The 15,716-nt window shown below is 70.3% G+C and carries 10 protein-coding genes and 2 pseudogenes; 2 read left to right on the forward strand and 10 right to left on the reverse strand.

The window, feature by feature from the left end; all coding sequences use genetic code 11:
• Positions 1-81: 81 nt before the first annotated feature.
• The 8 genes and pseudogenes from ACIA3K_RS11570 to ACIA3K_RS11605 form a co-directional block, all read right to left on the reverse strand.
• Positions 82-2,988, reverse strand: coding sequence for a discoidin domain-containing protein (locus ACIA3K_RS11570; protein ID WP_396800653.1), 2,907 nt, complete (start codon positions 2,986-2,988; stop codon positions 82-84).
• Between the two features lie 142 nt (positions 2,989-3,130).
• Positions 3,131-4,792 carry a glycoside hydrolase family 13 protein gene (locus ACIA3K_RS11575; protein ID WP_396800655.1) on the reverse strand — a complete coding sequence of 554 codons (1,662 nt, stop codon included), beginning with the start codon at positions 4,790-4,792 and terminating at the stop codon, positions 3,131-3,133.
• Between the two features lie 98 nt (positions 4,793-4,890).
• Positions 4,891-5,778 (reverse strand): carbohydrate ABC transporter permease, encoded by an 888-nt coding sequence (locus tag ACIA3K_RS11580; RefSeq protein WP_396800657.1) that lies wholly within the window; start codon positions 5,776-5,778, stop codon positions 4,891-4,893.
• Positions 5,779-5,789: 11 nt separating this feature from the next.
• The gene (locus ACIA3K_RS11585; RefSeq protein ID WP_396800659.1) at positions 5,790-6,749 is read right to left on the reverse strand and encodes a carbohydrate ABC transporter permease; all 960 of its coding nucleotides are present in this window, start codon (positions 6,747-6,749) and stop codon (positions 5,790-5,792) included.
• Positions 6,750-6,832: 83 nt separating this feature from the next.
• Positions 6,833-8,212, reverse strand: coding sequence for an ABC transporter substrate-binding protein (locus tag ACIA3K_RS11590; protein WP_396800661.1), 1,380 nt, complete (start codon positions 8,210-8,212; stop codon positions 6,833-6,835).
• Between the two features lie 294 nt (positions 8,213-8,506).
• Positions 8,507-9,511, reverse strand: coding sequence for a LacI family DNA-binding transcriptional regulator (locus ACIA3K_RS11595; protein ID WP_396800663.1), 1,005 nt, complete (start codon positions 9,509-9,511; stop codon positions 8,507-8,509).
• 91 nt (positions 9,512-9,602) lie between these two features.
• Positions 9,603-9,980 (reverse strand): annotated as a pseudogene (locus tag ACIA3K_RS11600) (NAD(P)/FAD-dependent oxidoreductase); the annotation flags it as partial.
• 113 nt (positions 9,981-10,093) lie between these two features.
• Positions 10,094-11,078, reverse strand: a pseudogene (locus ACIA3K_RS11605) (dihydrolipoyl dehydrogenase family protein); the annotation flags it as partial.
• A gap of 89 nt (positions 11,079-11,167) precedes the next feature.
• Here ACIA3K_RS11605 and ACIA3K_RS11610 point away from each other — a divergent pair.
• Positions 11,168-12,244, forward strand: coding sequence for a serine hydrolase domain-containing protein (locus ACIA3K_RS11610; protein ID WP_396800665.1), 1,077 nt, complete (start codon positions 11,168-11,170; stop codon positions 12,242-12,244).
• Here ACIA3K_RS11610 and ACIA3K_RS11615 read toward each other — a convergent pair whose 3' ends face one another.
• The gene (locus ACIA3K_RS11615) at positions 12,245-13,570 is read right to left on the reverse strand and encodes a cryptochrome/photolyase family protein (protein ID WP_396800667.1); all 1,326 of its coding nucleotides are present in this window, start codon (positions 13,568-13,570) and stop codon (positions 12,245-12,247) included. It abuts the gene before it with no gap.
• Positions 13,567-14,490, reverse strand: coding sequence for a phytoene/squalene synthase family protein (locus ACIA3K_RS11620; protein ID WP_396800669.1), 924 nt, complete (start codon positions 14,488-14,490; stop codon positions 13,567-13,569). The genes ACIA3K_RS11615 and ACIA3K_RS11620 overlap by 4 nt, the downstream gene beginning before the upstream one ends.
• Positions 14,491-14,554: 64 nt before the next feature.
• Here ACIA3K_RS11620 and ACIA3K_RS11625 point away from each other — a divergent pair, with 64 nt between their 5' ends.
• A complete protein-coding gene (locus tag ACIA3K_RS11625; protein ID WP_396800671.1) occupies positions 14,555-15,697 on the forward strand; it encodes a polyprenyl synthetase family protein in 1,143 nt (380 codons plus the stop codon).
• The last annotated feature ends 19 nt before the right edge of the window (positions 15,698-15,716 follow it).

Raw genomic sequence — 15,716 nt, forward strand, 5'->3', positions numbered from 1 at the left:
GTGCAGGGGTACGCCCGTCGTGCCGCGACAGGTGGGGGACGGTGCGGTGGCCCCCGCCCTGGTCGGGCGGGGGCCGTCGGCCTAGCTGGAGTAGACCTCGAACTCGCTGAGCTGACCGGCGGGCCAGCCCGTGTTGCCGGTGACGGTCAGGCGCAGGTATCGCTGGCTGGTCGCCGTGAAGGTCACGGTGACCGTGTTGCCGCTGGACGGGTTGAAGGTGTAGCCGGCGGACGCCTTGAGGGTGTTGAACGACGAGCCGTCGGTGGAGCCGAGCACCGCCAGGGTCTGCGTGCGCGTCTGCCAGGCCGACGACGGCGGCAGCTTCAGTACGACCCGGGACACCGTTCGGGCAGCGCCCAGGTCGACGGTCAGCGACTGCGGGAAGGCGTTGTTGGCGCTCTCCCAGTAGGTGTTGGCGTTGCCGTCCACCGCGTTGGGCGCGGCGTACACGTCGGAGTGGCTGGTCTCGGTGATCGACCGTCCCGCCGCCAGGTTGCCGGTGGGGGCGGGCGTGGTCGGGGGCGGGGTGGTCGTCGGGGGCGCGGTGGTGGGCGGGGCCGTGGTCTGCGTGCCGCCGTACACCTCGACCTCGCTGAGCTGCGCGGCCGGCCAGCCGGTGTTGCCGGTCACGGTGACCCGGATGTAGCGGTGGTTGCCGGAGGGCAGCCCGATCGACACGGTGTTGCCCGAGCCGGGTGCGAAGACCCGACCGGCGGACGAGGCCAGCGTGCCGTACGACGAGCCGTCCGTGGAGCCGAGCACCGACAGCGTCTCGGTGCGCTGCTCCCAGCCGGCGGGCAGTTTGAGCACCACCCGGTCGACCGAGCGGACCGCGCCCAGGTCGACGGTGACCGACTGCGGGAAGGCGTTGTTGGCGCTCTCCCAGTAGGTCGAGGCGTTGCCGTCCACCACGTTGCCCGCCGTGTAGCTCTGGTTGGTGCTGGTCGCGACCGCCGACCGGTTGAGCGCCAGGTTCCCGCCGGTGGGCGGCGGGGTCGTCGGAGGCGCCGTGGTCGGAGGCGCGGTGGTCGGGGGCGCGGTCGTGGGAGGCGCGGTGGTCGGGCCGGTGGTCGGCGGGGTGCTGGGCCCACCACCCCACTGCGGCTCCGGCCACGGACCGCAGTACGGGGTCGAGGTGTACCAGCCCGAGTTGCCCGAGCCCTGGGTGATCTGGAAGCCGCCACCCACGCAGTTGTGCATCGGGTTGCTCTGCGCGATGTTGGTGGCCCGCACGTTGGTGAACGACACCTGGCTGGGCGCCTGCACCTGGAGCGCGTACGTGCCGGCGCCGTCGATGCGGACGTTGGTGAGGTTGATGCCGCTGGTCTGGCCCTCGATCCAGTGCAGCGCCGCGTACGAGCTGTCCAGGATGTCGGTGTCGGTGATGTTGATGGTGGCCTGCTGGAACGCCTCGTTGAGGGCGGAGAACCAGATCGCCCCGACGCCGAAGTTCCAGTTGTAGTCCGAGTTGCCGTTGCGGATCAACGTGTTCCGGGCGATCGTCCAGGTGCCCCGGACGGCGGTGTCGCCCTGCACACCGGGGTAGCGGTTGGCGACGTGGATGCCGCCGCCGTTGGTCAGCGAGTCGGCCGTCACGTTGTCAGTGATCTTGATGTCCCGGCCGCCGTAGCTGACCAGGTGGTTCGCCAGCAGCGTCACACCGATGGTGTTGTGCGTGAACGAGTTGTTGACGTTCGGCACGCTCTGCGCCCACATGGCGAGGGCGTCGTCGCCGGTGTTGCGGACGAACGTGTTGGTCACCGTCGAGTTGGTGACGCCGGTGTGGAAGTTCACCCCGTCCGCGGTCTGGTCGAGGATCCGGCTGTTGCGGATGGTGAAGTTGTCCATCGGCCCGTCCATCCACGCGCCGACCTTGGTGTTCTCCAACCAGAGGTTGTCGACCACCGAGTTGGTCATCGCCCCGCCCAGCGCGTTGACCTGGTCGTCGTCCATCCGCTCGCGGATGTCGCCGATGATGGCGAAGTCCCGCAGGGTGACGTTGCGGCTCGGCCCGTTCGCCTCGTGCGACCGGATCTCACCGGTGTAGCCGCCGCCGGGGACGTACTTGCCGTAGATGCCGGCCGCCCGCTTGCGGTCGGTGGGGTGCCGGCCGCCGAGCACCGAGTACCAGGGACCTGCGCCGCGCAGGGTCACCCCGTCGACCACCACGTGGTCCCAGAGGGTGAACGTGCCGGTCGGGATCCAGACCGCCCGACCCTGGGCCTTTCCGGCGTCGACCGCCGCCTGGAACTTCGCGGTCGAGTCGGTGGCGCCGGTCGGGTCGGCGCCGAAGTCGGTGACCACGTCGATGACGCCGGAGGGCTTGGCGATCGGCGCGACCACCTCGAAGTCGGCCAGGTCGATCGTGAAGGTGGGCGACTGGGCGGTCGAGGAGACCTGCAACCGGATCTTCGTACCGGCCGGCTGGGTGCTGCCGAACAACGCCCGGGTCTCGTCGTAGAAGTGGTGCGGGTTGGTGTCGCCCGGGTTGTTGTTGAAGGGGTAGCCGCCGTAGTACCAGCCGTACTTCGACGTGACCGGGACCGACTTCAGCAGGTTGCCGTTGGCCCGCAGGTCGATGGTGGCGTCCCGGCCCGTGCCCGAGGAGTTGTCCGGAAGGCTGTACCGGAAGGTGACCGCGTTGGCCGGAGCGGTGAGCGTGAACTCGACGTACTCACCGACGGCGTCGAGGGTGACCGCCTCCCGGCCGGAGGCCTCCGACGGCAGCGTGCCGTAGCGCCGGTCCGGGCCGATCTTCGTGCCGTTGTGCGCGGCCTTCTCCGCCTCCTGCTCAATAAAGGGGACGGTGGCGCCTCGGCCGGAGATGTCGAAGGGGGACAACCCGGCCGCCGAGGCCGGGGTGGCACTGCCGGTGACCGCGAGGGCGGTCAGGCTGGTGGCCGCGAGCAGGGTGGCGGCGATGGCGGCCAACCCTGCCCGGGCCGGGTGTCGAAGATGGTGCGGAGTGCCGGTGGTGTGGTCGGCCATGAGCTGCGCTCTCCCTTTCGTCAGGCAGGCCAGGTCCCCCGTGTCGGTGCGGTGTGGCGGTCCCTCGTACTCCCTTCGTGGGCGCGGTGCGCGGGTGGTGTGGTGCCGGCGGTCGGGACGGGACCGCCGGCACCACGGCGGGTCAGGTCAGGGCGGCGGCGTCCGCGCGCGGTCCGTCGGCCTCGTCGGGGGTACGCAGCCAGACGGCGGTGTCCGACGGCAGCAGCCCGTCGTCGAGTGGGCCGCTGGCCAGCAGCACCTCCCCGTCGACGGGCATCGGCACCGCCGCGTCGGTGAGGTTGACGAGGCAGTGGAAACCGCCGCCGCGGCTGAAGGCCAGCACGCCGTCCGGGGCGGGCAGCCAGGTCAACTCGCCGTCGCCGAGCGCCGCCTCGGCGCGTCGGACGTGGATGGCCTCCCGGTACAGCTCCAGCATCGAGGCCGCGTCGCCGGTCTGCGCCAGCGCCGTCCGGTCCTTCCAGTCGGCCGGCTGGGGCAACCAGGGCGCCGCCGAGCCTTCCGGGCTGAACTCGAAGGGCGGCTCGTCACCGGCCCAGGGCAGCGGCACCCGGCAGCCGTCCCGCCCGGGGTCGATCCGTCCGGAGCGTTCCCACATCGGGTCCTGCCGCATCGCGTACGGAATGTCCTCGACCTCCCAGAGCCCCAGCTCCTCGCCCTGGTAGACGTAGGCGGCGCCGGGCAGCGACAGCGACAGCAGCGCGGCGGCCCGCGCCCGCCGGGTGCCCAGCTCCAGGTCGGTGGGGATCCCCTCGCGCTTCGCGGCGAAGCTGAACGTGGTGTCCGCCCGGCCGTAGCGGGTGACGTGCCGGGTCACGTCGTGGTTGGAGAGCACCCAGGTGGCGGGCGCGCCGACCGGCGCGTGCGCGCTCAGCGTGCCGTCGATGCTCTCCCGCAGCGCGGAGGCGTCCCAGGCGCAGCCGAGGAAGTCGAAGTTGAACGCGGCGTGCAGCTCGTCGGGGCGCAGGTAGTTGGCGAACCGCTGCCGGTCCGGCAACCACACCTCACCGATCAGCGCGCGGTCCGCGTACGAGTCGGCGACCCGCCGCCAGCCCCGGTAGATGTCGTGCACCCCGTCGAGGTCGTGGAACGGGTGCGGCCGGTCCGGCTCGACCTCGGGCAGCGTCCCGTCCTTCACCAGCAGACCGGCGGAGTCGATCCGGATGCCGTCGACGCCCCGGTCGAACCAGAACCGGAGGATGTCCTCGAACTCGGCCCGTACCCGTGGGTGGTCCCAGTTGAAGTCCGGCTGCTGGGGGGCGAAGAGGTGCAGGTACCAGTCGCCGGGTGTGCCGTCCGGGTTGGTGGTGCGGGTCCAGGTCTCGCCACCGAACTCGCCCACCCAGTCGGTGGGTCGCTCGTCACCGTTCGGTCCCCGACCGGGACGGAACCAGAACAGGTCCCGCTCGGGCGCCCCCGGACCGCCGGCCAGCGCGGCCTGGAACCACGGGTGCGCGTCGGAGCAGTGGTTGGGCACCACGTCGACGATCGTCCGGATACCCAGGTCATGCGCCTCCGCGATCAGCGCCTCGACCTCGGCGAGCGTGCCGAAGACCGGATCGATGTCGCGGTAGTCGGACACGTCGTACCCGGCGTCGGCCATCGGCGACGGATACCAGGGACTGAACCAGATCGCGTCGATGCCAAGCGCGGACAGGTGGTTCAGGCGGGAGCGGATACCTGCGATGTCACCGATGCCGTCACCGTTGCCGTCGGCGAAGCTGCGTGGGTACACCTGATAGATAACGGCTCCACGCCACCACGGACTGCTGTCTGCTGTGGACACGAGCACCTGCTTTCTGCGTCAGTACGTCGCCGGGTACGCCGGTGGCGATTGTGTGTCGGACGAACGGCCGTTGTTCGCTCCGCTGTCTTCGGTGGTGGCTATCCCTTGATGCTGCCGGCGGTCAGGCCAGACATGATGTTCCGCTGGAAGATCAGGAAGACGATAACGGTCGGGATGGCGGCGATGACCGACGCGGCGATCACGATGTTCATGGGCGTACCGCCCGCGAAGGAGTAGATGCCGACACTGACCGTCCGGGTCTCCGGGGAGGGCATGACCAGCTTCGGCCATAGGAAGTCCTTCCAGACCGCCGTCATGGCCAGGATCGCGACGACGCCGAGGATCGGGCGGGACATCGGCAGGATGATCGACCAGAGCGTCCGCAACGACGACGCCCCGTCGACCAGGGCCGCCGCCATCAACTCCTCGGGAATCGAGTCGAAGAATCGCTTCAGCAGAAAGATGTTGAATGCGTTCGCCACCAGCGGCAGCCAGATGGCGAACGGTGAGTCGAGCAGGTTGATGTGCAGGATCGGCAGGTCGATCACGGTCACGTACTGGGGGACGATGAGCACCATTGCCGGGATCATCAGCGTGGCGAGCATCAGCCCGAGAATCACGTTGCCGAAGATCGGTCGCAGTTTCGACAGCGAGTATGCGGCGGCCGCGTCGAACACGAGCTGGAACAGCACCGCGCCGATCGCGTAGTAGAACGTGTTGAACAGCAGCTTGGCGAGTTCCAGATTGTTCCAGGCGTCGATGTAGTTCTGCGGCTGCGGGTCCTTCGGAAACAGCGTGGGTGGGGTCTGCGCGATCTCCTGGCCGGACTTGAGCGCGCCGGTGACCATCCAGTAGAGCGGCCCGAGGAAGACGAGCGTGAACGCCGTCACGACGACCACCAGCAGCGTCCAGTAGATGACCCGCCCGCGTCCCCGACTGATCTGGGCTTGGGAGATGAGGGTCCGGGTGCCGGAATCCTGTGCCATTGCGCGCCGTCCTAGTCCTGTTTCGCAGTCAGCCGCACGTACACGGCGGAGAAGCCGGCCAGCACCACGAGCATGAGCACGCCGAGTGCGGCAGCGCCGTTCAGGTCGTTCTGGAAGAACCCGTGCTGGTAGATGAGGTACGCCACGGTGGTCGCGGAATCCTCCGCGCCCGCGCCGTTGGCGAGGATCAGTGGCTCGATGAAGAGCTGCATCGTGGCGACGATCTGGATCATCGCCAGGAGCGCGAGGATGAGCCGGGTCTGCGGGATCGTCACGTGGCGGATCCGCTTGAAGATCCCGGCGCCGTCGAGCTCGGCGGCCTCGTACAGCTCGCCCGGGATGTTCTGCAGCGACGCCAGGTAGATCAGGACAGCGCCGCCCATGTTCATCCAGGTGGACGCGATCACCATGGCCGGCATCGTCATCTCCGGCGACTGCATCCACTGCGACGTCGGCAGGTGCAGCGCCTTGAGGATCGCGTTGAAGAGCCCGGCATCGCTCGGGTCGTACGCGTAGAACTTGAAGAGGTACAGGGCCGAGGCCGGCGGCAGCATCACCGGCAGGTAGACCAGGATCCGCAGGTAGCCCTTGGCGTGCCGGAACTCGTTGAGCAGGATCGCCACGAAGAACGGCACCGCGTACCCGAGCACGAGCGCGAGCAGCGTGAAGTAGAAGGTGTTCTTCCATGCCGGCCAGAAGCTGGGGTCGGCGAGGAGACGGGTGTAGTTGTCCCAGCCCACCCAGGTCGTCTCGCCGCGCCTGGTCCGCTGGAAGCTCATCACGACGCCACGGACCATCGGGTACCAGGAGAAGACCAGGAAGCAGAGCACGGCGCCGATCAGGAAGGCGTGCCCGGTGAGGTTGTCCCGTACCTTGCGGCCGAGGCTCGTACGCTGCTTCGGCCCTGCCGCGTACGACGGCATCGGGCGGCCCGGTTTCCCGGGGGCCTGGGGGGCGGCGGTGATCGCCACGGCACACTCCTGCGGAGATCGGTGGGGCGGACGGTGCGGCGCCGGGGTGTGGGGGCCGGTGCGACGGCCCCCACACCTGCGGATCAGCTCTCCGCGGCGAGGAGCTGGTTGACCTTGTCTTCGGCCGTCTTGAGCAGCGCGTCGATGTTCGCGTTCGGGTTCGTCAGCACCCCGGACATCGCGGCGTCGAGCACCGCGTAGATCGCCTGGGCGTTACGCGGCTCGCCCTTGATCGGCACCGGGGTCGCCTCGAAGAGGGCGAAGTTCGTGGTGTCGACGTTGGCGTTGGCCTTGCGCAGCTCGAGTTCCTGCTTCTGCACCTCACTGCCGTTGGCGAACAGCAGCGGCTGCGGCAGACCCACCGGGTAGTTCTGCGGCTTGGCGCGCACGTAGTCGAACTGGCCCTTGCCGGGGGTCAACTTCTGGTACGCGACCCACTTCAGACCGGCCTTGACCTGCTCGGGAGAGAGGTCCTTCTTGAAGAAGTAGCCCTCGCCGCCGCCGAGCGTGCCCTTCGCCGGACCGTCCTGGCCGGGCAGCGGGCTCATCGCCCAGTCCTGGAACTTGCCCTGGAACTGGCTGACGATCGCCTGGGTAGCGTCCGGCGCGCCGATGAACATGCCGACCTTGCCCGCGCCGGCGTTGGTGAGCAGGTCACCCCACTGGAGCAGCTGACGGGAGCCCATGCTGTTGTCGCCGTACCGCATGTCCTTGATGTTCTGCAGGACCTGCTTGCCCATCGGGTTGTTGAAGTCGGCCTTCTTGCCGTCGGCCGTGAGCACCTGGCCGCCCTGCGAGTAGAGCAGCGAGGTGAAGTGCCAGCCGCCGGTGTTGCCGGCGCTGTACTCCGAGTAGCCGGCGATGCCGTTGCCGAGCGCCGAGATCTTCTTGGCGGCGGCCCGGACCTCGCCCCACGTCTTGGGCGGGTTGTTGACGTCCAACCCGGCCTGCTGGAAGAGGACCTTGTTGTAGACCAGGCCCATCGAGTAGTTCTTCACCGGTACGGCGTAGAGCTTGCCGTTGTCGGTGAAGACCTCCTTGAGCGCCGGGTCGACGCTGTCCCAGGTGGAGACCGTGTCCTTGTTGACGTACTGGGAGATGTCCATCGCCTGACCGGAGTCGAGCACCTGCGCCAGATCCGTCATGTAGCCGTAGAACACGTCGGTGACGGTGCCGCCGGCCAGCCGGGCGGTGAAGTCCGGCGGGTTGTTGCACTGCTCGCCGACGCTCACGCTCTTGATGACGATGTCCGGGTTCTGCTTCTGGAACTCGGCGACGTCGTCGTTCCAGTTCTTCAACAACTCTTTCTGCGCGCCGACCGGCTGGCAGTCGACGGTGATGGTGACCTTGCCGCCGGCGGTTGAGTCCTTGTCGTCACTCTTCGTGGAGCATGCCGTGAGGGTGAACCCCAGGCCGGCCACGAGCGCCAGGGTCGCAGCCCTTCGGTATTGCGGTACGGACATCTGTCCATCCCTTCGGGAACGGGTGTCTCCGTGAGGTGCGCTTATCTGCGGTGATGCGACCTGACGCCCTGTAGCTGTGCCGGAGCCAGGTGTGAGTGGAGTCACTGTAACGAGCACGACTCATTTCAGCAAGGTGTCGACGATGTTTTGAAAGGACGCGACATGACGGCGACAGACGGCGACAGGATGCGGGATTGCGACCGTTATGCGGCTACTTGGGCACCACAAAGGCCGCCGACCGCGAGAGCGGTCGACGGCCTTCGGGAAGGGTCGTTCAGTAGGCCAGGAGCGCGGTCACCGGCCGGGTGCGGGCGCGGTCGAGCCGCGGACCACCAACTCCGGCTCGAACAGCAGCTCGTCCTGGAGGACGCCGGCACCCTCGATCTGGGTCACCAGCAGGTCCACCGCCGCCTGTCCCATCGTCTCGATCGGCTGCCGGACAGTGGTCAACGGCGGATCGGTGCACGTCATGAACGCGGAGTCGTCGAAGCCCACCACCGAGATGTCCGTCGGCACCGCCCGACCCAGACGCCGGGCCGCCCGGATCGTCCCCAGAGCAAGGACGTCGCTGGCGCAGATGATGCCGGTGACGCCCCGCTCGACCAGTTTCGTGGCGGCGACCCGGGCACCCTCCATCGAGAAGCTGGAACGCTCGACGCACTCCCGTTCGGCGTCACTCCAGTCGGCGGCCTGCACCATCGCGTCCAGCTTGCGGCGGGACGGCACGTGCCCCTCCGGGCCGAGCACCATGCCGATCCGCTCGTGGCCGAGCGAGCGCAGATGCCCGTACGCCTGCTCCACCGCCACCGCGTCGTCGGTCGAGACCCGGGGAAAGCCCAGCTCGTCCACACCGGCGTTGACCAGCACCACCGGGAGGCCCCGGTCGGTCAGCCGGCGGTAGTGGTCGTGCCGTGCGTCGGCGAGCGCGTACGAGCCGCCGGCGAAGATCACGCCGGACACCTGGTGGTCGAGGAGCATCTCGACGTAGTCCATCTCGGACACGCCGCCGATGGTGCGGGCGCACAGGGCCGGCGTGTAGCCGCGCTGGGCGAGCGTCCCGGTCACCACCTCGGCGAGCGCCGGGAAGATCGGGTTCTGCAACTCGGGCAGCACCAGCCCGACCAGCCGGGCACGCTCACCACGCAGCTTGGTCGGCCGCTCGTAGCCGAGCACGTCGAGCGCGGTCAGCACCGCCGTCCGGGTCGCCTCGGAGACACCGTCCCGACCGTTGAGCACCCGGCTGACGGTGGCCTCGCTGACGCCCGCCTTCTTGGCAACTTCAGTCAACCGCTTGGTCACGGCCGCAATCGTACGTCACGCGAATGAAAGAAATGAACCGTCAAACCGTCGTATTTTGCCGCGCAACTGTCGTGTCTTGCGGCGGAACCGATCAGGACAGATCGCGCAGCGCGTCCTCGATGGCGCGGTGGAACGTGGGGTACGCGTAGATCATGTGCCGCAGTTGGCTCAGCGGCACGGCCGCGTGCACCGCCACCACGAGCGCCGACAGCACCTCACCACCGGCCGGGCCGACCGACGTCGCGCCGATCAGCACGCCCTGGTCGGCGTCCGCGACGAGCTTGATGAAGCCGTCGTCGCCGACCCGGTGGATCCAGCCCCGGGTCGAGCTGCCCAGCTTGGTGAACCCGACCTGCACGTTGATGCCGCGTTCGCGGGCCTGCCGCTCGGTCAGCCCGACGGCGCCGACCTCGGGATCGGTGAAGGTCACCCGGGGCAGCGCCCGGTAGTCGGCGCGCGGGACGGTGCCGGCCGAGCCGCTCGATCCGCTGGCGGCCAGCGAACTGGAGGAGCCCATCGCGCCGCCGACCACACTGGCGGTCCCGCTCGCGTCCGGGCCGGCGGTCGCCTGCCGGTAGTGGGCGAGCACGTCGGACACCACGATGGCCGCCTGGTACATGGCGATGTGCGTGAATGCCCCCTCGCCGGTCAGGTCACCCACCGCCCAGATGCCCTCGGTGACGTGCATCCGGTCGTCCACCGGCAGGTAACGCTGCTTGGCGTCGACGTCGATGGTGTCCAGCCCCAACTCCTCCAGGTGCGCCCGACGCCCGGTGACGACGAGCAGTCGCTCGGCGGTGAACTCCGCCCCACCACCGCCGCGCAGCGTGAAACGGTCGCCGTCATGTTCGACCCGTTCGGCGCGTACCCCGGCGTGGATCTCGACGCCGTCGGCGCGCAGCGCGGCGGCGGCCACGTCGGAGGCCTCCGGCTCCTCCACGGCCAGCACCCGGTCCAACGCCTCCACCACGGTGACGCGGACGCCGAAGCGCGCGAAGACCTGGGCCAGTTCCAGCCCGATCGCGCCGCCACCGAGCACCAGCAGCGACTCCGGCAGTTCCTCGACCTCGATCGCCTGGTGGTTGGTCCAGTACGGCGTGTCGGCCAGGCCGTCGATCGGCGGCACCGAGGGCCGGGTACCGGTGCTCAGGACGATGCCGTGCCGGGCCTGGAACACCTGCTCGCCGACGCGGACGCGCCCCGGGCCGTCGAGCCGGCCACTGCCCCGCACGAACCGGCCACCCTTGCCGGTGAACCGGTCGACCGCGACCTTGTCGTCCCAGGTGTCGGTGGCCTCCTCGCGGATCCGCTTCGCCACCGGCGTCCAGTCCGGCTGGACCTGGGCCGTGCCCGCCAGCCCGTCGACCCGACGCGCCTCGGCGAGCGCGTTCGCGGCCCTGATCATCATCTTGCTCGGGATGCAGCCCCAGTACGGGCACTCGCCGCCGACGAGGTCCCGCTCGATACCGACGACGCTCAGGCCGGCCTCGGCGAGTCGCTCGGCCACCTCCTCGCCGCCCACCCCGAGGCCCACCACGACAACGTCCACCAACTCCGGCTCTGCCACCGGAACAGCATCCCCCAGCGGCACCGTCCGGACCACCGGGGTCCGGAAAGTCGGCGGGCGTACCGTGCCGGAGCGCCTACGGTGATCCGATGCACGCACGCTTCGCCCCCGTCCGGGACTGCTTCCACGACCTGCTGACCGCCGGCCGGGAGACCGGTGCCAGCCTCACCATCTGGTACGACGGCCAGCCGGTGGTCGACCTGGTGGGCGGGTTCCGCGCCGGTGACGGGCCGTCCGGCCAACCGTGGCGACCGGACACGCTGGTCAACGTCTACTCGGTCGGCAAGCCGGTGGCCGCGCTGTGCCTGCTGCTGCTCGTCGACCGGGGCCGGGTCGACCTGGACACTCCCGTGCAGCGGTACTGGCCGGAGTTCCGTACCCCGGCCACCGTGCGGCACGTGTTGTCGCACACCGCCGGGCTGCCGGCGTTCCCGGTGCCCCGGCCGGCCAGCGCGATCGCGGACTGGGCGCTGCTCGCCGGCGACCTGGCCGCCGCCGACCCCGAATGGCCGCCCGGGTCGTTGGCCGGCGAGCACGCCTGGACGTACGGCCACCTGGTGGGCGAGCTGGTCCGCCGGGTGGACGGCCGCCGCGTGGGCCGCTTCCTTGCCGACGAGATCGCCGGCCCGTGGCAGCTCGACCTCGGGTTCGGGCTGGCCGAGACGGACCAACGGCGTTGCGCGGACCTGCGCTACGGCGACCCGGAGTGGCCGATCCGCAAACTGGGCGAGCCGGAGACACTGCGGGCGAGGGCGTTGGGCAACCCGGCCGGTGGGCTGGACCTCGCCGTGCTGAACAGTCCGCTGTGGCGGGGGGCCGAGATGCCGGCGGTCAACCTGCACGCCACCTCCGTCGGCCTGGGCCGGCTCTACGCGGGCCTGCTGGCCGGCGGCGTCCTGGACGGCGTACGGCTGTTCAGCCCCGCCCTTCTCGACGAGGCGACCCGGGTCCAGTACGACGGCCCGGACCTGGTGCTGGACCGCCGGGTCCGGTGGACGCTGGGCATGCAGTGGGAGCCCGACCTCAGTTGGGGCATGGGCGGGCTCGGGGGCAGCAGCGCCTGGGCCGACCCGGTGCGTGGCTACACGCTCGCGTACGTCACGGCACAGCTCGCCGAACACGACCGGGTCGACGAGCTGGCCGAGGCACTGCACTCCTGCCTCTGATCAGCGCAGCCAGACCGGATCGGTGCCGGGCACGGTGAGCGGCGGCGGATAGTCAAGCGAGCGACGAAGATCGTCGGGCAGCTTCCACGGCTGGTGGATGGCCTTGCCCGACACCTTCGCCAACTCCGGCACCCACCGGCGTACGTAGTCGCCGGCCGGGTCGTACCGCTCGGCCTGCCGGACCGGGTTGAACCCCCGGTACGGCTTGGTGTCGTTACCGGTGCCGGCGACCCACTGCCAGTTGCCCGAGTTGTTGGCCACGTCGCCGTCGAGGAGCCAGCGGAAGAAGACCTGTACGCCGGCCCGCCAGTCCTGCCCCAGGTGCTTGGTCAGGTAGCCGGCGGTGATCAGCCGGGCCCGGTTGTGCTGCCAACCCTGTGCCCGCATCTGCCGCATCCCGGCGTCCACGATCGGCATGCCCGTCCGGCCCTCGGTCCAGGCCGCGAGGGCGTCGTCGTCGTAGCGCCACTCTTCGGTGGCGCCCCGCCGGTACGCGGCCGTCGAGATCTGCGGGAACGCGGCGGTGACCTGGTAGTAGAAGTCGCGCCAGCAGATCTGCCGCACGAACGGCCCGGACCGGTCGCCGGCCCGGTTGGCCACCGACAGCGGCGACACGCAACCGAAGCGCAGGTACGGGCTGAGGCGGGAGGTGTCGTCGCCGGCCATGTCGTCGTGCTGGTCGTCGTACCGGCTCAGCTCGGGCAGCCAGTCGGCGAGCCGCTGCCGGGCGACGCGTTCGCCGCCGACGGCCGCGTCCGGTGACTCCCCCGCCGGCAGTGCCGGCATCCGGCCCACGCTGACCCCGTCGGGCAGCACGATCCGGCTCGGCGCGGCCAACTCCTCGCGCCACCGCGCGGCGGCCCACGCCCGGTGGTAGGGGCTGAAAACCCGGTAGTGGTCGCCTCCGCCGCCGGGGCGCAGCGCACCCGGCTCGACGACCGTCAGTCCCGGAAACAGCCGCAGGTGCAGCCGGTGCCGCTCGCACTCGTCCCGCAGTCGACGCTCCCGCCGGCGCGCGTAGTGGCTGACATCGGCGGAGAGCGCCACGGCGGTGGCACCGACCTTGCCGGCCAGCCCGATGGTCTCGGCCACCGGGTCGCCGCGCCGCACCACCAGGTCACCGCCGCGCTCGCGCAGCGCGTCGCGCAGGTCGGCGAGCGCCTGGTGCAGGAACCGGGTGCGGTTGGCCGACAGCCCGGCCAGGGCCGGGTCGAGCACGTACAACGGCACCACCCGGTCGAACGCCGCACAGGTCGTCGCCAGCGCCGGGTGGTCGTGCACCCGCAGGTCGCGGGTGAAGAGCACGACCGCGGTGCCCCCGCTCACCGGGCCGCCGGCTGGACCGTCGGGCCCGGGATCGTGACCGGGGTACCCGTCGACGTCAGCAGAGCACGCGCGGCCACCGCCATCCGTCGCCGCTGCGGCACCAGGGCGCGGCGGGCGAACACGTCGTAGTCCTGCGCGGCCACCTCGTCGAGGATGCCGCCGTAGAGCGCGTACGCCGTGCGCATGCACGCCTGCGAGGCGGGAGCGAGCATGGTGATGCCCGGCGCGGCGGCGGCGTAGTGCGCCTGGGCCCGGGTCACCTCGTACTCGATCAACTCGCGGGTGCGGGGCGTGCCCTGCCCCCGGTCGCGGGCCTCGATCAGCTCCTCGCGGGTGACGCCGAACTTCGCCAGGTCCTCGTCGGGGAGGTAGGTGCGGCCCCGGTCGAGGTCCTCGGCGACGTCCCGGATGAAGTTGGTGAGCTGGAAGGCGAAGCCGAGCTGCCGGGCCGGTTCGCGGGCCGCCGCCGGGTCGGAGCTGCCCAGGATCGGCAACATCATGGTGCCGATCACCGCCGCCGAACCCTCCATGTAGTCGAGCAGGTGGTCGTACGTCGGGTACGAGGTGACCGTCAGGTCCATCGCCATGCTCTTGAGAAACGACGCGAAGTCGTCCCGGTCCAGATCGAAGATGGCGATCGTGTGCAGCACGGCCGGCAGCAGCGGGTCGTCAACCGACGCGCCGTGCAGGCCGGCCACGAACCTGCTGGCCCAGTCGTCGAGCAGGGCGGCCCGCTCGGCGGGTGGAAGGGCCTCGGTGCTGTCGACGATCTCGTCGGCGTACCGCGTGAATCCGTAGAGAGCGTGCACATGTCGTCGTTTCCACGCCGGAAGCAGCCGGGTGGCGAGATAGTAGGTGCGGCCATGACGTTTGTGCAGCTCACGGCACCGGTCATAGGCAGCGGTGAGATCCGTTTCCACCGGCCCTCCTCAAATATCGACGCACCAATCGACGCAACTCGTACCCTAGGGTACGCTCGCCCACATGGCCAACGACGCAGTTGCGGGCAACGCGGTACGTGTGGCGCCAGCGGAGCCAGGCGAGGGGGACGACCCGGTCCGCGCTGTCCTGGCCGCTTACACCCAGGACCTGATCACGGCGGTCGACGAGACCCTGTCCACCTTCCTCACCGCCGAGGTCGACGCACTCACCGAGATCGACGCAGCCATGGGCGGATTCGCGTCCGCCGCACGCGCGGCCGTGCTGTCCGGGGGAAAGCGGATCCGGTCCACGTTCGGCTACTGGGGCTGGCGCGGGGCCGTCGGTGGCGACGAACCGCTCACCGCAGTCCTACCCGCGCTCGCCGCCCTCGAACTGCTGCACACCTTCGCGCTCGTCCACGACGACGTGATGGACGCCTCCACGACCCGTCGCGGCCGGCCCACCGTGCACGTCGCGCTCGCCGCCCAGCACGTCGCCGCCGGCCACCGGGGCGACCCGGACCGGTTCGGCGAGGCCGCCGCCGTGCTGATCGGCGACCTCTGCATGGTCTGGGCCGACAAGCTGCTCGCCCGCGCCACCATCACCCCGGCCCGACTGTTCGAGGTCCGCCGCTGCTACGACCAGATGCGGGTCGAGACGGTCGCCGGGCAGTACCTGGACGTGCTCGGCGAGAACGACCCGGACAGCTGGTCGGTCGACCGGGCGCTGCGCGTGGCCCGCTACAAGACCGCCAGCTACACGGTGCAGCGACCGTTGCTGTTCGGCGCCCGCCTGGCCGCGGTGGCGGCCGACGACGCGCTGGTCACCGCGTACACCCGCTACGGGCTGGCCGTCGGCGAGGCGTTCCAGCTCCGCGACGACCTGCTCGGCGTCTACGGCGACCCGGAGTCGACCGGTAAACCGGCCGGCGACGACCTGCGCGTCGGCAAGCCCACCACGCTGCTCATGCTGGCCCGCCAACTGGCCACGCCGAGCCAGCTCCGAGCGCTGGAGCAGACCGACGGCGAAACCGTCGAACGGCTCGCCGACGTGGTCGCCGCGACCGGTGCGGTGGCCCGGGTGGAGCGGATGATCGCCGAGCGGGTGGGCGATGCCCTGGCCGCGCTCGACAGCGCGCCCGTGGACCGGACGGCGCGTACCGCGCTGACCGGGTTGGCCACCGCTGCCACCAGTCGGCGGGCCTGATGACCGAGGATCTCGAGGA

The sequence above is a fragment of the Micromonospora sp. NPDC051543 genome (assembly GCF_044454415.1).
Classification (GTDB): domain Bacteria; phylum Actinomycetota; class Actinomycetes; order Mycobacteriales; family Micromonosporaceae; genus Micromonospora.